The organism is Actinomadura sp. NBRC 104425 (genome assembly GCF_030269545.1).
GTDB classification, from domain to species: Bacteria; Actinomycetota; Actinomycetes; order Streptosporangiales; family Streptosporangiaceae; genus Spirillospora; species Spirillospora keratinilytica.
Genome location: NZ_BSTN01000009.1, coordinates 163,061 through 184,768 on the forward strand (window position 1 = coordinate 163,061; position 21,708 = coordinate 184,768).

At 73.6% G+C, this 21,708-nt stretch carries 24 protein-coding genes; 7 read left to right on the forward strand and 17 right to left on the reverse strand.

From position 1 onward, the window contains the following. Window positions 1-21 precede the first annotated feature (21 nt). The 8 genes from QSK22_RS16590 to clpS form a co-directional block, all read right to left on the reverse strand. Window positions 22-771: an MBL fold metallo-hydrolase gene (locus QSK22_RS16590; RefSeq protein ID WP_285495086.1), complete on the reverse strand. Its 750-nt coding sequence runs from the start codon at window positions 769-771 to the stop codon at window positions 22-24. Window positions 772-801: 30 nt separating this feature from the next. Beyond that, on the reverse strand, window positions 802-1,614 hold the full coding sequence (gene murI, locus QSK22_RS16595; RefSeq protein WP_285495087.1) for a glutamate racemase: 813 nt from the start codon (window positions 1,612-1,614) through the stop codon (window positions 802-804). A 139-nt stretch (window positions 1,615-1,753) separates the two neighbouring features. Continuing rightward, window positions 1,754-2,569, reverse strand: coding sequence for an acyl-CoA thioesterase (locus QSK22_RS16600; protein ID WP_285495088.1), 816 nt, complete (start codon window positions 2,567-2,569; stop codon window positions 1,754-1,756). Window positions 2,570-2,760: 191 nt separating this feature from the next. Beyond that, window positions 2,761-3,708: a PLP-dependent cysteine synthase family protein gene (locus QSK22_RS16605; protein ID WP_285495089.1), complete on the reverse strand. Its 948-nt coding sequence runs from the start codon at window positions 3,706-3,708 to the stop codon at window positions 2,761-2,763. An 18-nt stretch (window positions 3,709-3,726) separates the two neighbouring features. Then, window positions 3,727-3,999, reverse strand: a complete 273-nt coding sequence (locus QSK22_RS16610; protein WP_285495090.1) for a MoaD/ThiS family protein — start codon at window positions 3,997-3,999, stop codon at window positions 3,727-3,729. Between the two features lie 384 nt (window positions 4,000-4,383). Then, entirely contained in the window at window positions 4,384-4,800 is a 417-nt protein-coding gene (locus tag QSK22_RS16615; RefSeq protein WP_285495091.1) for a M67 family metallopeptidase, read from the reverse strand. Window positions 4,801-4,898: 98 nt separating this feature from the next. Beyond that, window positions 4,899-5,429, reverse strand: a complete 531-nt coding sequence (locus QSK22_RS16620; protein ID WP_285495092.1) for a DUF2017 domain-containing protein — start codon at window positions 5,427-5,429, stop codon at window positions 4,899-4,901. 13 nt (window positions 5,430-5,442) lie between these two features. Beyond that, a complete protein-coding gene (gene clpS, locus QSK22_RS16625) occupies window positions 5,443-5,739 on the reverse strand; it encodes an ATP-dependent Clp protease adapter ClpS (protein ID WP_285495093.1) in 297 nt (98 codons plus the stop codon). Between the two features lie 122 nt (window positions 5,740-5,861). On the opposite strand from clpS, the gene QSK22_RS16630 reads away from it, so the two are divergent. Together QSK22_RS16630 and QSK22_RS16635 are read left to right on the forward strand one after the other, a co-directional pair. After that, entirely contained in the window at window positions 5,862-7,220 is a 1,359-nt protein-coding gene (locus tag QSK22_RS16630) for a nicotinate phosphoribosyltransferase (RefSeq protein ID WP_285495158.1), read from the forward strand. A gap of 50 nt (window positions 7,221-7,270) precedes the next feature. Next, window positions 7,271-7,849: an isochorismatase family protein gene (locus QSK22_RS16635; protein WP_285495094.1), complete on the forward strand. Its 579-nt coding sequence runs from the start codon at window positions 7,271-7,273 to the stop codon at window positions 7,847-7,849. Between the two features lie 45 nt (window positions 7,850-7,894). On the opposite strand, the gene QSK22_RS16640 is transcribed toward QSK22_RS16635, so the two are convergent. The 5 genes from QSK22_RS16640 to QSK22_RS16660 all read right to left on the reverse strand — a co-directional run bounded on the left by QSK22_RS16640 (window position 7,895) and on the right by QSK22_RS16660 (window position 11,821). After that, a complete protein-coding gene (locus tag QSK22_RS16640) occupies window positions 7,895-9,661 on the reverse strand; it encodes a DEAD/DEAH box helicase (protein WP_285495159.1) in 1,767 nt (588 codons plus the stop codon). A 36-nt stretch (window positions 9,662-9,697) separates the two neighbouring features. After that, a complete protein-coding gene (locus tag QSK22_RS16645) occupies window positions 9,698-10,498 on the reverse strand; it encodes a zinc metalloprotease (RefSeq protein ID WP_285495095.1) in 801 nt (266 codons plus the stop codon). A gap of 358 nt (window positions 10,499-10,856) precedes the next feature. Then, window positions 10,857-11,105, reverse strand: coding sequence for a DUF3039 domain-containing protein (locus QSK22_RS16650; RefSeq protein WP_285495096.1), 249 nt, complete (start codon window positions 11,103-11,105; stop codon window positions 10,857-10,859). Next, window positions 11,102-11,236, reverse strand: a complete 135-nt coding sequence (locus QSK22_RS16655) for a hypothetical protein (RefSeq protein ID WP_285495097.1) — start codon at window positions 11,234-11,236, stop codon at window positions 11,102-11,104. The genes QSK22_RS16650 and QSK22_RS16655 overlap by 4 nt, the downstream gene beginning before the upstream one ends. Before the next feature lie 9 nt (window positions 11,237-11,245). Next, window positions 11,246-11,821, reverse strand: coding sequence for a YqgE/AlgH family protein (locus QSK22_RS16660; RefSeq protein WP_285495098.1), 576 nt, complete (start codon window positions 11,819-11,821; stop codon window positions 11,246-11,248). Between the two features lie 168 nt (window positions 11,822-11,989). On the opposite strand from QSK22_RS16660, the gene QSK22_RS16665 reads away from it, so the two are divergent. Then, window positions 11,990-12,748, forward strand: a complete 759-nt coding sequence (locus tag QSK22_RS16665) for a hypothetical protein (RefSeq protein WP_285495099.1) — start codon at window positions 11,990-11,992, stop codon at window positions 12,746-12,748. 33 nt (window positions 12,749-12,781) lie between these two features. Here the strand turns inward: QSK22_RS16665 and QSK22_RS16670 are convergent, their stop codons facing one another. Together QSK22_RS16670 and QSK22_RS16675 are read right to left on the reverse strand one after the other, a co-directional pair. After that, window positions 12,782-14,185 carry an NAD-dependent malic enzyme gene (locus QSK22_RS16670; RefSeq protein ID WP_285495100.1) on the reverse strand — a complete coding sequence of 468 codons (1,404 nt, stop codon included), beginning with the start codon at window positions 14,183-14,185 and terminating at the stop codon, window positions 12,782-12,784. A gap of 513 nt (window positions 14,186-14,698) precedes the next feature. Next, on the reverse strand, window positions 14,699-15,595 hold the full coding sequence (locus tag QSK22_RS16675; RefSeq protein WP_285495101.1) for a tetratricopeptide repeat protein: 897 nt from the start codon (window positions 15,593-15,595) through the stop codon (window positions 14,699-14,701). Window positions 15,596-16,232: 637 nt separating this feature from the next. On the opposite strand from QSK22_RS16675, the gene QSK22_RS16680 reads away from it, so the two are divergent. After that, window positions 16,233-17,090, forward strand: a complete 858-nt coding sequence (locus QSK22_RS16680; protein ID WP_285495102.1) for an ATP-binding cassette domain-containing protein — start codon at window positions 16,233-16,235, stop codon at window positions 17,088-17,090. Next, window positions 17,083-18,507 carry a hypothetical protein gene (locus QSK22_RS16685; RefSeq protein ID WP_285495103.1) on the forward strand — a complete coding sequence of 475 codons (1,425 nt, stop codon included), beginning with the start codon at window positions 17,083-17,085 and terminating at the stop codon, window positions 18,505-18,507. The genes QSK22_RS16680 and QSK22_RS16685 overlap by 8 nt, the downstream gene beginning before the upstream one ends. A gap of 71 nt (window positions 18,508-18,578) precedes the next feature. Here QSK22_RS16685 and QSK22_RS16690 read toward each other — a convergent pair whose 3' ends face one another. Then, window positions 18,579-18,893 (reverse strand): DUF3817 domain-containing protein, encoded by a 315-nt coding sequence (locus tag QSK22_RS16690; protein ID WP_285495104.1) that lies wholly within the window; start codon window positions 18,891-18,893, stop codon window positions 18,579-18,581. A gap of 228 nt (window positions 18,894-19,121) precedes the next feature. Here QSK22_RS16690 and QSK22_RS16695 point away from each other — a divergent pair, with 228 nt between their 5' ends. Continuing rightward, complete coding sequence (locus tag QSK22_RS16695) at window positions 19,122-19,742, forward strand: DUF4230 domain-containing protein (protein ID WP_285495105.1); 621 nt, start codon at window positions 19,122-19,124, stop codon at window positions 19,740-19,742. Between the two features lie 78 nt (window positions 19,743-19,820). On the opposite strand, the gene QSK22_RS16700 is transcribed toward QSK22_RS16695, so the two are convergent. Further along, window positions 19,821-21,011, reverse strand: a complete 1,191-nt coding sequence (locus tag QSK22_RS16700) for an acetyl-CoA C-acetyltransferase (RefSeq protein WP_285495106.1) — start codon at window positions 21,009-21,011, stop codon at window positions 19,821-19,823. A gap of 131 nt (window positions 21,012-21,142) precedes the next feature. Here QSK22_RS16700 and mce point away from each other — a divergent pair, with 131 nt between their 5' ends. Further along, window positions 21,143-21,568, forward strand: a complete 426-nt coding sequence (gene mce, locus QSK22_RS16705; RefSeq protein ID WP_285495107.1) for a methylmalonyl-CoA epimerase — start codon at window positions 21,143-21,145, stop codon at window positions 21,566-21,568. The last annotated feature ends 140 nt before the right edge of the window (window positions 21,569-21,708 follow it).

The window sequence follows — 21,708 nt, forward strand, 5'->3', positions numbered from 1 at the left end:
CCACCCTAGCCCCCGGGCGCGTCACAGATCGTAGGCGGCGCCCACGTGGGCCAGTTCGATGGTGCCCGCGTACGTGCTGGACTTGGCCTCGGCGAGCGAGCGGTTGGCGTCGTTCCAGGGCACCAGGTGGGTCAGCACGAGCCGGCGGGCGCCGGCCCGGGCGGCGTGCTCACCCGCCTCGCGGGCGGTGAGGTGCAGGTCGTCGGGCAGGTCGGGCTGCTCCAGGAAGGACGCCTCGCACAGGAACAGGTCGGCGTCGCGGGCCACCTCCACCAGCGCGGCGGACGGTCCGGTGTCGCCGGAGTAGGCCAGGACCTTGCCGTCGTGCTCGACGCGGAAGGCGTACGCCTCGACGGGGTGCGGCATGAGCGCGGTGGTCACGCGGAACGGCCCGATCTCGAACGGGCCGCGCAGCAGCGGGCGGAAGTCGAACGCCTCGGCCATGCCCGGGTCGGGCTCCAGGTCGTAGGCCTTGGCCATGCGGGCCGCGGTGCCCTCGGGTCCGTAGACGGGGATGCGGGGCGTCGGGCCCTCGGGACAGTATTTGCGTGCGACCCAGTAGCCGCACAGGTCGAGGCAGTGGTCGGCGTGCAGGTGCGACAGGCATACGGCGTCGATGTCGTAGAGGCCGTGGTAGCGCTGCAGGGTGCCGAGTGCTCCGCTGCCCAGGTCCAGCAGCAGCGAGTAGTCCTCCGCCTGGATCAGATAACAGGACGCGGGGCTTTGCGGCCCCGGGAAGCTGCCGGAGCAGCCGATCACAGTGACCCGCACGCTCACTCCTCCTCTTGTGTCCCCGAGGAATCAGGTGGTCAGAGCCTTGTTCGCGGTGGGCTCCACGAGACCGATCTCCGGGCCCAGGAACCGGCGGCCGAGCGCCGCGAACACGGCCGGGTCACCGGTCGCGCGGAACCGGTGGACGGGCGGGGGCGTGGCCTCCGCCCGGGCCAGCCCCTTGTCGTGCAGCACTCGATAGACGTCCTTGGCGGTCTCGTCGGCACTTGAGACCAGTGTGACCCCGTCTCCCACGACATACGAGATGACGCCGGTAAGCAATGGGTAGTGGGTGCACCCAAGGATGAGGGTGTCGCAGCCGGCGTCGATGATGGGCCGCAGGTATTCGCGCGCCACCTCCAGCAGTTCGTCGCCCATGGTCACCCCGGACTCGACGAACTCCACGAAGCGGGGGCAGGCGGCGGCGGTCAGCTCGATGTGCGGGGCGGCGGCGAAGGCGTCCTCGTAGGAGCGGCTGGTGACCGTCGCGCGGGTGGCGATCAGCCCGACCCGGCCGTTGCGGGTGGCGCGGGCGGCCCGCCGCACCGCGGGGTTGATCACTTCGACGACCGGAACGTCGTAGCGTTCGCGGGCGTCGCGCAGCATCGCCGAGCTGGCGCTGTTGCACGCGATGACCAGCATCTTCACGCCCTCGTCCACCAGCTGGTCGAGCATCTGTAGGGCGAAGGCGCGCACCTGCGCGATGGGTCGCGGCCCGTACGGCTGGCGCGCCGAGTCGCCGAGGTAGACGATCGATTCGTTCGGCAGCTGGTCCAAGATGGCGCGGGCCACGGTCAGCCCGCCGAATCCGCTGTCGAAGATCCCGATCGGCGCGTCAGACATGAGACTCAAGGCTAGGGGAACGGACGCCGCCGGGGCGCGTCATGCGTCGGACATCACACGGTCACATGCTCGAAACCACCGTGCGCGCGCCCGATCCTCGTGATCTTCGGCGTGTCCCCGCGCCGGCGGCGGCCGCCGATCACGCGGTCGCCGCGGCCCGGCGGGACGGGCGGCCGACGCGGGCGAGCTGGCGGCCCTGCGCGACCAGGCGGCCCGCCGAGTCCCAGGCCTCGACCTCCTCGTCGAACCAGCCGCCGGCGACCAGGCGGCCGCTGCCGTGCAGCGCCAGCGGGCCGGGGGCGGGGACGGCGCGCATGTGCCAGGTCATCTCGACGGTCGGGGCCCAGCCCTTGGCGCCGGTGTTGAGGACGACGGGCGGCAGCGCGTCCACGGCCAGGGCCAGGACGAACGCGTCGGGTTCGTGGGGGTCGCGCAGCCGGAACCAGGCGCGGCACTCGGGCCGCCCGCTGGGGCGCCCGTCCAGCCAGCCGAGCGTGGCGGGGTCGAAGTGCATCTGCACCTGGTCGGCGAAGCCGCGGTCGCGGTCGCTCGCCTCGAAGTGGATGCACCGCTCGATCGGCGGCAGCGGCGGTGCGGGCGGCTCGCCGGTCCATTCGGGTTCGCCGCCCGGCTCCAGGTCGGCTGTGGTGATCAGGGCGTCCACGGCGACCTGTCCGTCCTGGACGAGGCTGACGCGGGCGGCGCTGGCGGTGCGGCCGGCCTTGCGCGGCTCCACCAGCACCTCGGCGGGGCCGGGCTTGGCGACCCGCAGGAAGCTCGCGGCGGTGGCGACGGGGTGGCGGTGGGGGGCGGCGTCGACGGCGGCGCGGGCCAGCACCGCCATCAGGTAGCCGCCGTTGAGGGCCTCGGCGAACCCGAAGGCGCCGTCGAGATCGATGCGGTACCTGCCGTCGTCCACCCGCGTGACCGCCGTCGCGTCGCCGAACCTGCTCATCCGCCCTCCCGGCCGCTGCCCGAACAGATCCGCGCCGGCGCACGGCCGGCACGGATCTAGAATCACGTTCGAGTATGAACTCTATCCCCCAGGGCAGCCGTCACCGGCCCCGGCGGGGCGGCGGGAGCGGATCGGCACGCAAGTTGCGGTGCAACGGTCGGCGGGCCGGCCCCCAGCGGGTCGGCCCGCCGTCAGGCCCAGAGCTGGCCTTCGAGACGCTCTTCGGCCTCCTCCAGCGTGCCGGAGTAGGCGCCCGTCGAAAGGTACTTCCAGCCGCCGTCGGCGACGATGAACACGATGTCGGCCCGCTCCCCCGCCTTGACCGCCTTGGCGGCCATGCCGAGGGCGGCGTGCAGGGCGCCGCCGGTGGAGATGCCGGCGAAGATGCCCTCCTGCTGCAGCAGCTCGCGGGTGCGGCGCAGCGCGTCGGCCGACCCCACCGAGAACCGGGTGGTCAGCACGGAGTCGTCGTACAGCTCGGGGACGAACCCCTCGTCGATGTTGCGCAGCCCGTACACCAGCTCCCCGTACCGGGGCTCGGCCGCCACGATCTTGACGTCGGGGCGCTGCTCGCGCAGGTACCGGCCGACGCCCATGAGCGTGCCCGTGGTGCCCAGCCCCGCCACGAAGTGGGTGACCGTCGGCAGGTCCGCGAGGATCTCCGGGCCGGTCGTCTCGTAGTGGGCCTGCGCGTTGGCCTCGTTGCCGTACTGGTAGAGCATCACCCAGTCGGGGTGCTCGGCGGCCAGGCCCTTGGCGACGCGGACGGCCTCGTTGGACCCGCCCGCCGCCGGGGAGAAGACGATCCGCGCCCCCCACATCTCCAGCAGCTGGCGCCGCTCGGCGGAGGTGTTCTCCGGCATCACGCAGACCATGTTGTAGCCGCGCAGCCGGGCGACCATGGCCAGGGAGATGCCGGTGTTGCCGGAGGTGGGCTCCAGGATCGTGCAGCCCGGGCTGAGCAGGCCCTCCTTCTCCGCCTTGTCGATCATCCAGAAGGCGGGCCGGTCCTTGACCGAACCGGTGGGATTGCGGTCCTCCAACTTGGCCCACAGCCGCACCTCGGGGCTCGGCGACAGCCGGGGCAGGCCGACCAGGGGGGTGCGGCCCACGGAGTCCAGCAGGGAGTCGAAACGCATCGGCACGGCGTCCCGGGATCAGCCGCCGGCGACGGCCGGCAGGATGGTGACGTTGTCACCGTCGGCGACCTTGGTGTCGAGACCGCCGAGGAAGCGCACGTCCTCGTCGTTCAGGTACACGTTGACGAACTTGCGCAGCCCCTTGTCGTCCACCAGCCGCTCGCGCAGGCCCGGGTGGCGGGAGTCCAGGTCGGAGAACAGCTCGTCGAGCGTGCCGCCCTTGCCCTCCACGGACTTGGCGCCGCCGGTGTAATTGCGCAGGATCGTCGGGATCCGGACCTCGATCGCCATCGCGATGATCTCCTTCGGGTCGTGTCTGTCTGTGGGGGCCGACCCCCACGCCCCCCGAAAAGGGCTTTCCGCCCGAGGCATCACAACCGGGCGGCAGGCGGGGGAATTCCAAGGCGGGATCAGGCGCGTCAGCGACAGTCGTAGACGACCTCGGCGCGCGAGTGCCCGAACAGGAAGCTCTGCACGGGACAGGGGGACGCGGCACCCCGCGGGAACCCGGAGAGCGCTGAGCGGAACGCCCGCGGCGGCGCCGGCGCGAAACCGGCCGACGCACCGCGCACGCCCGGCCCCGACCGCCCGCTCGTCCACATGACAGCCAGTTTACCGGCCGTGTCCGGGGCGCCGATCAGCCGCCCGGCGCGCCCGCCCGCCCGGCGGCGCCGCTCACTCGTAGCTGTCGACGATCTTCACTTCCTCTTCGGTGATCTCGCCGTCCACGATCCGGAAGGAACGGAACTCGATCTCCTCGGGGTCGCGCGTGGACACCAGCACGTAGTGCGCGTTCGGCTCGGAGGCGTAGGACACGTCGGTGCGGGACGGGTACGCCTCGGTGGCGGTGTGGGAGTGGTAAATGACCACCGGCTCCTCGTCCCGGTCGTCCATCTCCCGCCACACCTTCAGCTGCTCGATGGAGTCGAACCGGTAGAACGTGGGGGAGCGCTCGGCGTTGGTCATCGCGATGAACCGGGTCGGCCGGTCCGATCCGGCCGCACCGGCGATCACACCGCAGGCCTCGTCGGGGTGGTCGGCGCGCGCATGCGCAACGATCTTGTCGACCAGGGCACGCTCGATCGTCAGCATGACCCGAAGGCTACCCGCCGCCGCGTGCCGTCCCGGCCGCCGCCCCGCCCCGCGGCCCGCGCCGCCGCCCGGCCGGTCGCAACCCGGCGCGGACGCGGTCACCACACGGCGCGGACGAGGCTCTCCTGCAGCATGGTCAGCCAGTCGTAGGCGGCGTACATGGGCGTGCGCGGGTCGGCCGGGTCCAGTTCGGCGGCCTGCTCGTACCACTCCTCGGTGATGTCGAGGCGGGTGCCGAGCGCCAGCCGCACGTCGTTGAGGGCCCGCAGCCAGGTCTGCGCCTCCTCGTCGTCCAGGACCGGCCGCGGGCCCCGGTCGAGCGTCTTGAGGACCGTGCGGGCGGCCTCGCGCTTGCCGTCGCGCAGGCCCATCTCGGTGTAGCGCCGGAACTCGCCGGCGGCGCGGTCGTCCCCGCGGTAGCCGTCCGGGAACAGCCGCGCCAGCACCGGGTCGTCCGGCGGGGAGGTGCGCTCGGAGATGCCCACGGCGGCCAGCTCGTCGCCCGGGCCCGGCGCGTCCTGGTCCAGCAGCGCCAGCAGCTGCTCCATCAGCGCCCGGACCAGCGCCGCCTCTTCGGGCTCCAGGCGCACGCTGACGCCGCCCCCCCGGACCCTCTTGACCGCACTCATGGCATCTCGATTCTCAGTCGTCTCGCTTCACCGTGGCCCACAGGCCGTAGGAGTGCAGGATCTCCACGTCCCGCTCCATCTCCTCGCGGGTGCCGTTGGCGACCACGGCCCGGCCCTTGTGGTGCACGTCCAGCATGAGCTTCTCGGCCTTGGGCCGCGGGTAGCCGAACACGGTCTGGAACACGTACGTGACGTACGACATGAGGTTGATGGGGTCGTTCCAGACGATCGCCAGCCAGGGCCGGTCGGCGCTCTGGTCCTCTCCGACGTCCGGCCGTTCCAGCTCGACCGGCGCGGGTGCTGTGCTCATCGGCTCCTCACGTCTCCCTCGTATCCGCGGAGTCGATTCCGCCACCGTTCCCGATGCTATGCGCGATGCCGTCGGCCGCGTCCGCCGCTGCGCCGCCGCGGTGCGCGGCGGCCCGCATCTCCATGGTGCACACACCGGGCCTTAAGGTTCCACTTGTGGACCTTGGTGACGGCACGGCCCTGCTGACCGACCATTACGAGCTGACGATGCTGCAGGCGGCGCTGCGCGAGGGCACCGCCGAACGCCGCGCGGTGTTCGAGGTGTTCGCCCGCAGCCTGCCCAACGGGCGGCGCTACGGCGTGGTCGCGGGCACCGGACGGCTGCTGGACGCGATCGAGCGCTTCACCTTCGACGCCGCCGAGCTGGAGTTCCTCACCGCCCACGGCGTGGTGGACCGGCCGACCGCCGAATGGCTGGAGAAGTACCGCTTCACCGGCGACGTCTGGGGTTATCCCGAAGGCGAGTGCTACTTCCCGGACTCGCCGATCCTGACGGTGGAAGGCACGTTCGCCGAAGCCGTCCTGCTGGAGACGCTGGTGCTGTCGATCCTCAACCACGACTGCGCGATCGCCTCGGCCGCGTCCCGGATGGTGCAGGCCGCGGCGGGGCGCCCGCTGATCGAGATGGGCTCGCGCCGCACCCACGAGCGGGCCGCCGTGGCCGCCGCCCGCGCCGCCTACATCGCGGGCTTCGCCACCACCTCCAACCTGGAGGCGGGCCGCCGGTACGGGGTGCCCACCGCCGGGACGGCCGCGCACGCCTTCACCCTGCTGCACGACAGCGAACGGCACGCCTTCAAGGCCCAGCTGACCTCCCTCGGCGAGGGCACGACGCTGCTGGTGGACACCTACGACGTCGAACGGGCCGTGCGCACCGCCGTGGAGCTGGCCGGGCCGTCCCTGGGCGCGGTGCGCATCGACAGCGGCGACCTGGGGGTGACGGCGCGGCGCGTCCGCGAGCTGCTGGACTCGCTCGGCGCCACCGGCACCCGCATCGTGGTCACCGGAGACCTGGACGAGTACGGCATCGCGGCGCTGGGCACCGCGCCCGTCGACGGCTACGGCGTCGGCACGTCGCTGGTGACCGGGTCGGGCGCGCCCACCGCGTCCCTGGTCTACAAGCTGGTGGCGCGGGCCGACGGGCCGGAGCCGGACGCCCCGATGCGCCCGGTGGCCAAGCGGTCGGCGGGCAAGCCCACCCGCGGCGGCCGCAAGACGGCGGTCCGCCGCATCGACCCGCACGGCACCGCGACCTGCGAGCTGATCAGCACGGGCGAGCCGGCGCCGGGGCCGCGCGACCGGCTGCTGCACGTCCCGCTGATCAGGAATGGCGAGGTGGTGGGGCGCGAGCCGCTGGCCGCCGCCCGCGAGCGGCACGCCCGCTCCCTGCGCGAGCTGCCCCCGGCCGCGGTGCGGCTGTCGCGCGGGCAGCCCGCCATCCCGACCCAATTCGTCGACGACGACGTGCGCCCGCCGGCGTAACGTCCGCGTCGTCCGGGGAGATATCGGGGGAACCTCATCGAGGAGCGCACATGGGCAAGGCCCTGATCATCGTTGACGTCCAGAACGACTTCTGCGAGGGCGGCTCGCTGCCCGTCGGCGGCGGCGCGGACGTGGCCGCCGCCATCTCCGCGCATGTCGCGGCGCATCGGGACGAGTACGCCCACATCGTCGCCACCCGCGACTTCCATCTCGACCCCGGCGACCACTTCTCCGCCGCCCCGGACTTCGTCGACACCTGGCCCCCGCACTGCGTGATCGGCACGCCCGGCGCCGACTTCCACCCCAACCTGGACCTCGCCCCGATCGAGGTGGTGTTCAGCAAGGGGCGCACCGACGCCGCCTACAGCGGGTTCGAGGGCGCGACCGACGACGAGGTGCCGCTGGCCGAGTGGCTGCTCGGCCACGGCGTGGACGAGGTCGACATCGTCGGCATCGCCACCGACCACTGCGTGCGGGCCACGGCCGTGGACGCCGCACGCGCCGGGCTGCGCACCCGCGTGCTGCTCGACCTGACGGCGGGCGTGGCCAAGGACACCGTCGACCGGGCCCTGGAGGAGCTGCGCCGCGAGGGCGTCGACCTCGTCGGCAGCCCCGTCGTCCGCGCCTGACCGGGCGCCGCCGCGGGCGCTGCCCGCGGGTGCGGCCCCGGCGGGTCACAAGCGGCGCCGGGCTGCCCATTCGCGGATCTTGTCGATGCGGCGGCGGATGTCCTCGGCGCTGGCCTGGGCGATGGCGGGCCCGCCGCAGACCCGGCGCAGCTCGGCATGGATCACGCCGTGCGGCTGCCCGGTGCGGTGGTTCCACGCGCCGACCAGCCCGTTCAGCTCCTTGCGCAGGGCGTGCAGGTCCTCCGCGGCGGTTCTGTCGGCGGCGCGGTCGGCGGCGCCGTCGGCCCGCGGGTCGCCGGTCTTCTTCTTGCGGCGGGCGCGCATCTGGTCGGCCTGGCGCTTGCGCAGCAGCGCGCTGACCTGCTCGGGCTCCAGCAGGCCGGGGATGCCGAGGAACTCCTCCTCCTCGACCGAGCCGGGCGTGGCCTGCATGCCGAACTCGCCGCCGTCGTACAGCACCCGGTCGAAGGTGGCGGACGCCTCGACGGTCTCGAAGGCGAACTCCTCCCCCACCGCGTCGGGGTTGTCGCGGCGCCGGTTGGCCTCGGCCAGCAGGTCGTCGTCGAGGCCGTCCTCGCGCACGGGCTTGTCGAGCACGTGGTCGCGCTCGGCCTCCATCTCGGCGGCGTGGCTCATCAGCGTCGGCACCGACGGCAGGAACACCGAGGCCGTCTCGCCGCGCTTGCGGGCCCGGACGAAGCGGCCGATGGCCTGGGCGAAGAACAGCGGCGTGCTGGTGGACGTGGCGTACACGCCCACGCACAGCCGCGGGATGTCGACGCCCTCGGACACCATCCGCACCGCCACCATCCACCGGTCGTCGCTCGCGGCGAACTGCTTGATCTTCTTGCTGGCGGTGGGGTCGTCCGACAGCACCACGGTGGCGCCCTGCCCGGTGACCGACCGCAGCATCGCCGCGTACGCCCGGGCCGCCTCGTGGTCGGTGGCGATGACCAGGCCGCCCGCATCGGGGATGGCGCGGCGCAGCTCGGTGAGCCGCTTGTCGGCGGCGACCAGCACCTGCCGGATCCAGTCGCCCTTGGGGTCGAGCGCGGCCCGCCACGCCTGGGACATCTGGTCCTGGGTGAGCGGCTCGCCGAGGGTGGCGGTCAGCTCCTCGCCCGCGCGGGTGCGCCAGCGCATCTCGCCCGCATACGCCATGAACAGCACCGGGCGGACGACACCGTCGGCCAGGGCCGGGCCGTAGCCGTAGGTGTAGTCGGCGCGGCTGCGGCGGATGCCGTCGGGCCCCTCCTCGTACTGCACGAACGGGATGGGGTTGACGTCGGTGCGGAACGGCGTGCCGGACAGGCACAGCCGCCGGGTGGCGGGCTCGAACGCCTCGCGCACCGCGTCACCCCACGACAGCCCGTCGCCCGCGTGGTGCACCTCGTCGAAGATCACCAGGGTCTTACGGGCCTCGGTGCGGTTGCGGTGCAGCGCCGGACGGGCCGCGACCGTGGCGTAGGTGACGGCGATGCCGTGGAAGTCCTTGCCGACGCGGCCCTGGGCGTTCTGGAACTCGGGGTCGATCTTGATACCCACGCGGCCGGCGGCCTCGGCCCACTGCCGCTTGAGGTGCTCGGTGGGGCACACCACGGTCACCCCGTACACCACGCGGCGGTCGAGCAGCTCGCGGGCCAGCCGCAGCGCGAAGGTGGTCTTGCCGGCGCCGGGCGTGGCGACGGCGAGGAAGTCGCGCGGACCGGTGCCCCCGCCCGCACCGAAGTACGCCTCCAGAGCCTGCTGCTGCCAGGCACGCAGGGACGAGGCGGTCCCCCAGGCGGCCCGCTCAGGGAAGGCGGGGGGCATGCTGGAAGCGGCGAAGGTGCTCACGGTCATCGAAGGCTACCCAGACTCACCGACAAACCGCGCCCCACCGCGCGCGGAAGCCGTCCGCCGCGGCTCCCGATACGCCGCCCACAACGTGCGCAAACGCCTTCCCTGACCAGCGGTGAACTCGCGCATGCAGTCGTCCCAGCCGTAGTTCATGAAATTCCGCACAGGGTCGCTGCCGGGCTCGGGGCAGGTGTCCTTGCTCCGCGGGCAGCCCTGGGCGGGCCACGCCTCGTACGGCGTGTCGCCCACGTCGTCGCCGGGGACCTCGCAGCCGTTCTCAAAGGTGTGGAACAGCCCGATCCAGTGCCCGACCTCGTGGACGACGGTGTAGCCGCGGTCGAAGTGCCGCAGGGAGCCGTTGGTCACGCTGCGGTGGTCGACGATGACGCCGTCGTTGTCCGGTTCGCCGCGGTACCACTGGGGGAAGGTGGAGAAGCCGAGCACGTCGGTGCCGACGGCGGCGGTGAACAGGTTGAGGGTGCCGGGCCCGCCGCCGCGCAGGCGGTGCTTCATGTCCCGTTCGTGTGCGTGCGGGTGGGCGAACCACCCGGGGTGGACGGTGACGTCGTAGCTCTGGAGCCGGAACCGGATGCCGGTGTCGGCGCCGCCCCACCGGCCGCCGTAGGCGGCGTTGAGGGTGGCGACCTGCTGCTTGGCCGTGGCCCGCGACAGGCGTCCGCTCCGGCCGTCGGTCACCACGTGGAAGCGGACCGGGATGACGACCCGCCGGCGCCGCCACCGGGCCTCCAGCAGCCGCTCGTCGTCGGTGCCGAACCGGGCGCGCAGGGTGCGGCGGTAGTCGTCCAGCATCGCCCGCACCTGGGCCGGCGGGAGGTCGGCGCGGTCGCGGACGGGCGGGTCGCCCGGCCCTCCCGGTTCGCCCGTGCGGCGCAGCGCCCCGCGGCCCGGCAGTGCGCGGCCGGGCGTGTCGTCGCAGGCGGGCCTCGCCGGCGCGGCCCGGCGGACGACCCGGGCATCGCCATACGCAAGGGACAGTGCACAGAGAGTAACCACAAGTGAGCAGCGCAAACCCCTGCCGAGCCGCTTCATCGATCCCCCGAATCCAAAAACTCATGATCTCGCGGCCGGTCTGCCCGCCGACCGCGAGATCACGTCATGCACGCCCGTGCGCCGCGCCGACCGTCATCCCCGGGCGGCGCGGCCGCGCTCACTGGTCCCTGTCGTGGCCCTTGGGCAGGGACTCGTAGATCTCCTTGCACTCCGGGCACACCGGGTACTTCTGGGGGTCCCGGTTGGGCACCCAGACCTTGCCGCACAGCGCGATCACCGGGGTGCCGGTCACCGCGCTCTCGGTGATCTTGGATTTCTTGACGTAGTGGGCGAACCGCTCGTGGTCGCCGTCGCCGTGCGAGAGATCCGGCCGGGTGTCGCTCTCGGGAAGGATCTTCGTGCTCACGTGGCCTCCTCGCCCAGCGGCTCCGAAGCCGCGTCCGCAGGAATGCTGTGCTCATCTTGGCCGACCGGGCCGCTGCGGCCCATCGGCCGGGCTCGGCTGCGCGCCGCCGGGCGGCCCGTCGCCTCGCTCACCCCAACACCTTAGTTGAGGGCCGGGTCGTCGGGGAAAGTGGAGACGAACGCCAGGTCACCGCCCTGGCGGCGGAGCACCTCGCGCCACAGCCGGGAGGGGTCGCCGGCGAACACGTCGCCCGCCTCGGCCGCAACCACGTACCACGCGCCCTCCTCGATCTCCGACAGCAGCTGCCCGGCCGACCAGCCGGAGTACCCGGCGAACACCCGCAACTGGAGCAGCTCGGGCGCCAGCAGGCCGGGCGGGGCGTCCAGGTCCACCAGGCCCACCCGCGCCACCTCCGACGCGCCGTCCAGGGCGCGCCACCCCAGCGGCTCGCCCTCGCCGGGCAGCCGCGCCAGCGCCAGCGCGTTGTCGAGCGCCACCGGCCCGCCCTGGAACACCACCGACGGCCCGGTCACCAGTTCCGCCCACGGCGGCAGCACCCGGTCGACGGGGACCTCGGTCGGCCGGTTGAGGACGACGCCGAGCGTGCCGCCCTCGGCGTCGTGCTCGACCACCAGGACGACGCTGCGCCGGAAGTTGGGATCGTCCAGCTGCGGGGTGGCCACGAGCAGCTGCCCCACCCTTATGCCGTCTTCCATGGCAACCATCATGCGTTGCCCGGAGCCCCGGCGGCACGCCCCCCGCGCGGTTAGCCTGTTACGCATCCCTATCGCCCGGGGTATCGGCAGAACGCGGGGCCGGGTTAAGAATGATCTACTCGGGATCGCCGAGCGCCGGGAACCAGCCGACGGGCCGGGAGGAACGCGATGCAGTTGCCGAGGGTCCTCATCGCCGCCGTATTCTTCGTCATCGGGCTGCTGCTCGCGCTGCCCTGGCTGACCGACATCACCGGGATCACCCGGGCGTCGGCGCCGGCGGCGTCCACGTCGTCGCCCAGCCCGGACGATTCGGCGACGCCCAGCCCGGGCGACTCGGGGTCGGGCAGCCCGTCGCCGTCGGGCACCCGCGGCAAGGGCGGTGACGACGGCTCGGCCGGCCCCAGCCCGAGCCGCACGACGTCGTCGCCGAGCCGCAGCGCCTCGCCGAGCGCGACGCGCACCACGCGCACCTCCGCGCCCGGCACCGCGCCGCTGACCGTCACGTTCGGCGCGGTGGACTGCCCCGACCGCACCGTTGAGGTGACCGTCCGCAACACCGGCAAGGGCACCGAGGACTACGCCATCGAGCGCAACGACGGGTCGGCCGCCGTGGCCGGCCGGCTCGGCCCCGGCGCGTCCCGCACCACCGAGCTCACCCTGCGCGAGGACCGCCGCACCCGCATCGAGGTCACCTGGCGCAACCGGCCGGTGCGGGAGCGGACGATCACCGCCAACTGCCGCCGCGGCACCCCCGCGCCGAGCCCGACCGACGAGCTGCCGCACACCGGCGCCGACTCCACGGTGCTGTGGGCGCGCGCCGCCACCGGCACCGCCGCCATGGTCACCGGCGCGATCATCTTCTGGTACGGCGGCATCTGGCCGCGGCGCCGCGAGCAGATCTTCGCCAAGAAGACCGGCGGCCGGTGACGCGTCCCCGTCCCGGGCGCCGGACGGCGCCCGTCACGCCTCGGTGCGGGGGCGGCCGCCGGCGGCCTCCCGGACGGCGCCCGCGACGCGGTGGCTGACCTCCGGGTGGAACACGCTCGGCACGATGTAGTTGGGGCCGAGCTCCTCGTCGGTGACGACCTCGGCCAGCGCCTTGGCGGCCGCCAGCAGCATGTCCTGGGTGACGCCGCTGGCCTGGGCGTCCAGCAGGCCGCGGAACACGCCGGGGAAGGCCAGCACGTTGTTGATCTGGTTGGGGTAGTCGCTGCGCCCGGTGGCGACCACGGCGGCGTGCTCGCGCGCCTCGTCGGGGGACACCTCCGGCTCGGGGTTGGCCAGCGCGAACACGATCGCGTCGTCGTTCATCGCAGCGATGTCCTCGCCGGTCAGGATGCCCGGCGCGGACACCCCGATGAACACGTCGGCGCCCTTGACCGCGCCGCGCAGGTCGCCCGCGTAGCCCTCGGCGTTGGTGTGCTCGGCGATCCAGCGCAGCGAGTCGTCCAGGTCGTCGCGGCCGGTGTGCACCGCGCCGCGGTAGTCGCACACCACCACGTTCTTGGCGCCGGCGTTCAGCAGCAGCCGCAGGATCGCGGTGCCCGCCGCGCCCGCGCCCGCCATCGCGATGCGCACCGCGCCCAGTTCCTTGCCGACCACGCGCAGCGCGTTGGTCAGCGCGGCCAGCACGCAGATCGCGGTGCCGTGCTGGTCGTCGTGGAAGACGGGGATGTCCAACAGCTCGCGCAGCCGGGCCTCCACCTCGAAGCAGCGCGGCGCGGAGATGTCCTCCAGGTTGATGCCGCCGAACGCGGGGGCCAGGATCTGCACGGTCCGGACGATCTCGTCGGTGTCCTGGGTGTCCAGGCAGATCGGCCAGGCGTCGATGCCGGCGAACCGCTTGAACAGCGCGGCCTTGCCCTCCATGACCGGCAGCGCCGCCTCCGGGCCGATGTTGCCCAGGCCCAGCACGGCCGACCCGTCGGTCACCACGGCCACGCTGTTGCGTTTGACGGTCAGCCGGCGCACGTCCTCGGGGTTGCGGGCGATGGCCAGCGACACCCGCGCCACGCCCGGCGTGTAGGCCATGGACAGCTCGTCGCGGGTGCGCAGCGGCACCTTGGACTGCATCTCGATCTTGCCGCCCAGGTGCATGAGGAAGGTGCGGTCGCTGACCTTGTGGATGGTGATGTCGTCGAGCTGCTCCAGGGCGCCGACGATCGCCTCGGCGTGCTCGGTGTCGCGGGTGGCGATGGTGACGTCGATGCGCAGCGTCTCGTGCCCGGCGGTGTTGACGTCGAGGGCGGTGACGATGCCGCCGGCGTTCTCGACCACGTGCGTGATCTGGCTGACGGCCTTGCCGCCGGCCGGCACCTCCAGCCGGACGGTGATGGAGTACGACACGCTGGGCACGCTGGCCACGACTGCTCCCTTAGCTGTGGGGTCCCTCTTGATCCGCCTCATCGTCCCACGTCAGGACGGTATGGGCGGTTCCGTCGCCCGTCCTCGCGGCGCCCCGCGGACCGGTCGCCTCCAACGCCGGGGCCGCGGTCACGACGGGCCCGGCAACGGTGGGCTCGGGGACGCGGGTGCCGGCGGCCGGAAGACGGCAGGGCCGCGGAACGGCGGGGCCGACCCGGTGCAAGTGCTTGTGGAAGTGCTTCACGCAGGCCGCCCGGGCGCGGTCATCGCCTCCGAGGATACGCTCAACATCGCGTTCGGAGGGCACAGACATCATGCTCTGTTCCGCACACCGGGCCCGGCCTCCCCGCCACGTCCCCGCCGTGTCCGCGCCGCCCCGACCCCGGCCCCGGCAGCCCGCGTGGGCGCACGCCGCTCCCCGCCGGACCGGTCGCGCGTGCGGGCCGCCCGGCGGGCGCCGCACCGCCGGAGACGGCCGGGGGCCGCCGGTCCGGCGCGCTCGCGGGCAGGCGCTCAGAACAGGGCGGCCTGCAGGCTGCGGCGCGCCTTGCCGACCCTGGGGTCGTCGGGCGGCAGCAGGTCGAACAGCTCCACCAGGTGCTTGCGGACGGCGTCGCGGTCGTCGCCGGCGGTGCGCCGGATCGCGCCCAGCAGGCGGTCGAAGGCGGCGTCGATCCGGCCCGAGACGGCCTCCACGTTGGCGGCCAGCAGCTGCGCCTGGACGTCGTCGGGCTTGGCATCGGCGTCCCGCACCGCGCCCTGGGCGTCGACTCCGCGCACCCGCCGGCTCACCTCGACCAGGACCAGGCCGCGCTTGGCGCCGCCGTCGCGCGGGTTGCGGTCGAGGATCCGCTGGAACGCCGCCCTGGCGCCGTCCAGGTCGCCCTTCTGCAGGGCCTCCTCCGCCTCGCCGTACACCTGGCCGGCGGCGGACTCGCCCGTCGCACCCGCACCGCCCGCCGGGGCCTCCGGCAGGATGCCCTCCTTGCGCAGGGCGTCGAACAGCTGATCGAGGGCCTGGCGCACCTGCGGCTCGGGCGCGGCGCCGTTGAGGAACGGCAGCAGCTGCCCCGCGACCACCACGGCCACGAACGGGATGCCGCGCACGCCCATCTGCTGCATGTACGCGGCCAGCTGCGGGTTGGCGTCGATGTCGACCTTGGCCAGCACCCACTGGCCGGCTGCCTCGTTCGCCAGCTTCTCCAGGATGGGGCCGAGCTGCTTGCACGGTCCGCACCACTCGGCCCAGAAGTCGACCAGCACCGGAACGGTGCGCGACCGGTCGACCACTTCGGCGTTGAAGGTCTGGTCGGTGACGTCCACGACGTACGGGCCGCCGGCGGCGCCGTTCGCCGCGGCGCCGCCCCCCGCGGCCTCCGCGGCCGCCTGACGCTCCTGCTGCCGCTTCACGGCCGCCTGACGGGCACCCAGATCGATGGCCCCGTGCAACGAAAAGTCCCGAGAAGGCATGGGTCCATCCTGCCCCATCGCGGCCCCGGTCCGTGCGCCCGTCCGCTCCCAGCGGACCTTCCGGCGCGGCGCCCGGCGCCCGCTGCGGGTCCCGGCCGCCCCGCCCGCCGCCGGGAATCGGCGCCATTTCGATCAAAGGGGCGGCCGGGCGGGCGACCCGCCCGGCATTTTTTCCGACATTTCGGCGGCCGTCCGGACGGCGCGCTCCGCACCCGGCCCGGACAGAGCGGAACATTTTCCGAAGTCTCCTCTTGGTGCGCAGAGCAAAGAATCCAGGCCGTTCCGCGCGGCAGCAAAAAGACGGCTGACAGCTATCGCCAAGCGCGGTTATAGTCGCGATGTCGATGCATGGCGCGACGGCAAAGAGGCACGCCGCCCGCCCCCGGGAGGGGTTCGGAGCGGGCGCGGCCGCGGCAGCGGAGGGGACGCCGACGGGGCGTCGCGCCGCGGGGGCGGGGTCCCCGCGTTTTTCCGGCCGCACCGTCCGCCCGCGGGGACCGCCCCGCAGGAACGGCACGACGCGACAACGGGGGGTAGGAGTTTGATCGCGGAGCATTCCGCGATCGTGGCCCGAGGGATGGGAGTCCGCCGCGGGGGGCGGTGGCTCCTGCGCCCGGCGGCCTTCGGCATCGCCGGGGGCGTGACCGGGCTGGCCGGACCGCCGGGTACCGGTAAATCCACTCTGCTGGCCACGTTCGCGACACTGCGCAGACCGCAGGTCGGGGCGCTGCGGATTCTCGGCCGCGACACCGCCAATTGCGCGGATCTGCGTGCGGCCCGGGCGCGGATCGGTTATCTTCCCGGCCGATTCCACTGGGCGGATAATCTGACCGCCGCGGAGTTCGTCGCCTATGCCGCGTATTACAAAGGGATGCGCGGCACGGCCGTGCGGCCGGCGCTGCGGCGTTTCGACATCGCCGACACCGCGGCCACCGAACTGGCGCTGCTGCCGCCCGATGTGCGGCTGCGCGCGGGGCTGGCGGCGACCTGCGTGCACGAGCCGGAGCTGGTGCTGCTGGACGACCCGCTGGGCGTGGCGTCCGCGCGGCGCGGCGCGCCGGCCCGGGGCCCGTCCTCCCGGCGGGGCGGCGGGGCGCACGCCCGCACGGGCGCGGACGCCCGCTTTCCCTACGGCGATCCGGCGGACCAGGCGGATCTCGCGGACCTGGCCGAGCTCATGCCGCTGCTGCACTCGCTGGCGCCCACGGTCGTCATCACCGCCCCCGCCCCGCAGCTCCTCACCGGGTGGTGCGACCGGCTGCTCGCCCTGTCGCGGGGGCGGATCACCGACCTGCCCACGCGTTCGCCCCGCCGCGTCCCCGGCTCGGGCGTGGGCGGGGCGCCCGCACCGGTGGACGCCTCCCCGGCGCCCCGGCCGCAGACGCCGCGCGACCGCGTCCAACGGCTGGCCTTGAGGACGGGCGCCGGTGTCTGAGCTCGGCCGCGTGTCCGAGCTGGGACGGGTGCTGCGCCTGGACGCCCGCCGTACGGCGCTGCTGCTGGCCGTACCGGCGCTCACCGCCATCGGCACGGTCACCGCGTGGCTGAGCCTCGGCCCCAACGTCGGCTACTGGGACAACTCCGTGGTGGCCCTGGTCAACACGGTCCGCGTCCTTGGCCCGGCGGCGGCGGTGCTGGCGGCATGGGCGGCCCTGCGCGAACGCAGGCTCGACTTCCTGCGCGACCTCACCACCCGGTCCCCGGCCACCGGCGCGTTGCACGACCTGGCGCTGCTGGCGGCGGCGGCGCTGGCGGCGTACGGGGCGGTGACCGCCGTCATCGTGGCGGAGACGCTGGCGCGCGGCGAGGCGGGCCGCCTCCATCCCCTCGGGGCGGCGGCGGGGGCGGCGGCACTCGTCCTGCACGTGGTGCTGGGCTACCTGGCCGGACGCCTGTTCCCCCGTCCCCCGACAGCGGTGGCCGTGGCCGTGGTGACGTGCCTGTGGGCGGTGGCGCGTGCCCCCGGCTCGTCGTGGTGGAGCCTCCTGCCGCCCGCCGCGCTCCCCCAGGTGCCGTTGTTCACGGGTCTGCGCACGCGCGTGCTGGCCGACCAGACGCTGTGGTCGCTGGGGCTGATCGCGGCGCTGGTGCTGGCGTACGTGGGGTGGGCCAACCGGCGCGCCGCGGTGGCGGTGCCGGTGGCCGCCGCCCTGGCGCTGACCGCGGTGGGCACCGTGGGGCTGCGTGCCTCCCACGGGCAGGCGGCGGCTCCCGCGCCCGTCGAGCTCGCCTGCCGGGAGTGGCCCCTGACCGTCTGCGTCCACCCGGCGTTGCGCAATGCCCTGCCCGCCCTGTCCAACGCGGCGACCCCGCTGGCGGCCCGGCTGGCGGGCACCCCGTCCGCGTTCAACCGCGTCGAGCAGCGCCCCGAACGGGAGCCCGCGCGCGTCGCGGGCGGTGTGGCCGTCGTCCACCTGAGGGACCTGTCCCCCGGCTTCGAGGCGCGCGCGGTGCGGCAGATCCAGGACGCCCTGGTGGACGGGCGGGCGTGCGCAGCGTCCCTCGACCCCGCCGCCGCCGAGTACCGCGCGCTGGTGGACGCCTGGCTGCTGGGACGTGAACCGCCGGACATCTCCGACAGGGCGGCCGCGCGGCGCTTCCGCGGCTGGCGCGAGGAGACGCGCCGCGCCTGGCTGCGCCGCCACTACACCGACTACCGGCACTGCGCGCTCGGCCCCGGGCACTTCCGGCCGTCCTCGACGCGCCCCGGCCTCACCCGCCGCGGTCTTGCGCGCCGCGACTCCACGCGCCCCTATCCGACGCGGACGTCGCGCCGGACCGTCGTCCACCCCGGGCGGACCGCGGCGCGCCACGGTGTCGTGCCCCGCCGCCCGTACGGCGGCCTCCGCTGACCGGGCCTTCTCCGCGTGACCACGTCGAGCCCCCGAGTCCCGTCGTGGTCACGCGGAAGCCCGGCGGACGGTCAGGCGGCCTCCTCCGCCGGCGCCCCCTCGCCGACGGGCCGGATCCAGTACCGCTCGACCAGGAACGGGGCGACCGGCAGGACCGCGGCGGCCAGCGCGAGGACCGTGCGCCTGAAGTCCCAGCCGAGCTGCTCGCGCGCCACGACGGCCAGGCCGATGTAGGCCATGAACAGCACCCCGTGGATGGGGCCGACCACGGACACGGCCTGCGGCATGTCGCCCATGTACTTGAGCGGCATGGCGATCAGCAGCAGCACCAGGAACGAGATCGCCTCGGCGATCGAGACGACGCGGAGAGCACGCACGATGTCCACGTCCGGCCAACGTTCCGGCCCGGCCGCCGGGTTTCGGCCGCGGCTATGGTTCCGATCACAGCCGCCCGGACTGTCGGTGAGGCGATACCGCGCCGTAGTGAGGTGACCTTGGGGTCCCGCCGGGAATGTCCTGTGGCATGGCACGTTCGCAGCCCCCCCTCGGACACCGAGGACGCCCCCGCGTCACGGCCGGCCGCCTTCGGGAGCGCGTCCCGGCGCGGCATCGGCATGTCCGTGCTTCTCATAGCGGCGACCGTTGCGGTGGTGCTGGTCGCCCAGCAGGCGCTGCGCCTGCTGCCCGGCTCGCTCAACCCCTTCGAGGAGGAGACCAAGGACCGCAGCGGCCCGGTGCTGCTGCAGTCCATCCGCGACCTGTCCCGCTACGAGGCCGCCAGCGGGAACTTCCAGGTCATCGTGGACCTGGAGAAGGACGCCAAGTTCCTGCCCAGCGCGGTGCGCGGGTCCCGCACGCTGTTCGTCGGGCAGGGCTCGGTGAGCGCCTACGTGGACTTCTCCCGGCTCGGCTCGGGCGCGATCACCGTCAACGCCGACCGGACGGCCGCCACCGTGCGGCTGCCCCGCGCCCAGCTCGCCGCCGCCGCCCTCGACCCCCGGCAAAGCCACGTGTTCACCACCGAGCGCGGGCTGATCGACCGGCTGGGCGACTTCTTCAGCGGCAACCCCAACGACCAGCGGCAGCTGTACATGCTGGCCGCCCAGAAGATCCAGGACGCGGCGGCGCAGAGCGGGCTGCGCGAGCGCGCCGACCACAACGCCAGGCTCATGCTGGAGAACATGCTGCGCGCGCTGGGCTTCAGGACCGTCGACGTCCAGACCGCCGCGCGGTGAAAGGCTCCGGCCCATGCCGCCGGTTCCGGCGGCATGGGCCGTTCCCCGCCCTTCAGGCGGACGCCAGGAGGCGGCGGGTCACGAGGCGGGCACGCGCACGATGAGCGCGTCGCCCTGTCCGCCGCCGCCGCACAGGCCGGCGGCGCCGACGCCCCCGCCGCGCCGCTTCAGCTCGTGGGCCAGGTGCAGCACGATGCGGGCGCCCGACATGCCGACGGGGTGGCCCAGCGCGATGGCGCCGCCGTTGACGTTGACCTTCTCGGGGCCGACGCCCAGGTCGCGCATGGACTGCACGGCGACCGCCGCGAACGCCTCGTTGATCTCGATGAGGTCCAGGTCGGCGACGTCCAGCCCCTCCTTGCCCAGCGCGTGCTTGATCGCGTTGGCGGGCTGGGACTGCAGCGAGTTGTCCGGCCCGGCGACGTTGCCGTGCGCGCCGATCTCGGCCAGCCACGGCAGGCCCAGCTCCTCGGCCTTGGCCTTGGACATCACCACGACCGCGCAGGCGCCGTCGGAGATCTGCGACGACGACCCGGCGGTGATGGTGCCGTCGGCGGCGAACGCCGGGCGCAGCCGGGCCAGGGTCCGGGCGGTGGTGTCGCCGCGCACGCCCTCGTCGGCGGTGAACAGCACCGGGTCGCCCTTGCGCTGCGGGATCTCCACGGGGACGATCTCGGCGTCGAACAGCCCGTTCTTGATCGCGTCGGCGGCGCGCTGGTGCGAACGGGCGGCGAACTCGTCCTGCTCCTCGCGGGTGATGCCGAGCCGGGCGTTGTACCGGTCGGTCGACTCGCCCATCGAGATGCGGTCGAAGGCGTCGGTGAGCGCGTCGAAGGCCATGTGGTCCAGGACCTCGATCGACCCGTACTTGTAGCCGCCGCGGGACTTGGGCAGCAGGTGCGGCGCCCGGGTCATCGACTCCATGCCGCCGGCCACCACGATGTCGAACTCGCCGGCCCGGATCAGCTGGTCGGCCAGCGCGATCGCGTCCAGTCCGGACAGGCATACCTTGTTGATGGTGATCGACGGGACGTTCATCGGGATGCCCGCCTTGACCGCGGCCTGCCGGGACGGGATCTGCCCGGCGCCGGCCTGCAGCACCTGGCCCATGATCACGTACTGCACCCGGTCGCCGGTGATCCCGGAGCGCTCTAGCGCCGCCCTGATGGCCAGGGCGCCGAGGTCGGCTGCGGTGAAGTCCTTGAGCGACCCCATCAGGCGGCCGATGGGGGTGCGCGCTCCCGCGACGATCACGGATGAAACGGTCATGACAGGGGCCTCCACAGACGTCGGCGGCGACGTTTGTCACCATACCCAGCGGAGCCCTTTCGACCTGGGGGCGGCCCCAGGCGACCGTCCGCCGGACGGACAGCCCGGACGGAGAGCGGAGGAGAGCGCGCATGCTGACGCGTATCGACCACATCGGCATCGCCTGCCACGACCTGGACGCGACGGTGGAGTTCTACCGGTCCACCTACGGATTCACCGACGTGCACTTCGAGGTGAACGAGGAGCAGGGCGTCCGGGAGGCCATGCTGAAGATCAACGAGACCGGGGACGGCGCGGCCAGCTACCTGCAGCTCATCGAGCCGATCCGGGACGACTCCCCGGTCGCCAAATGGCTGGCCAAGAACGGCGAGGGCGTGCACCACATCGCCTTCGGCACCGACGGCGACGTCCAGGACGAGGCGGACGGCATCGCGGGCAAGGGCGTGCGCGTGCTGTACGAGGCGCCGCGGCGCGGCTCCATGGGCTCGCGCATCAACTTCCTGCACCCCAAGGACTGCCACGGGGTGCTCACCGAGCTGGTCCAGAAAAAGGCCTGAGGGCGCCGGGCCGCCGCCCGCGTCCGCGCGCACGCGCGGGCGTGGCGGGTGCACGCGGCGGACGCGGGCGGGGCGGCGCAACGACGAAGGGCGCGCAGGGCCCGCAGGGGCGGTGACGGGCCTGAGACGCGGCGGACGGG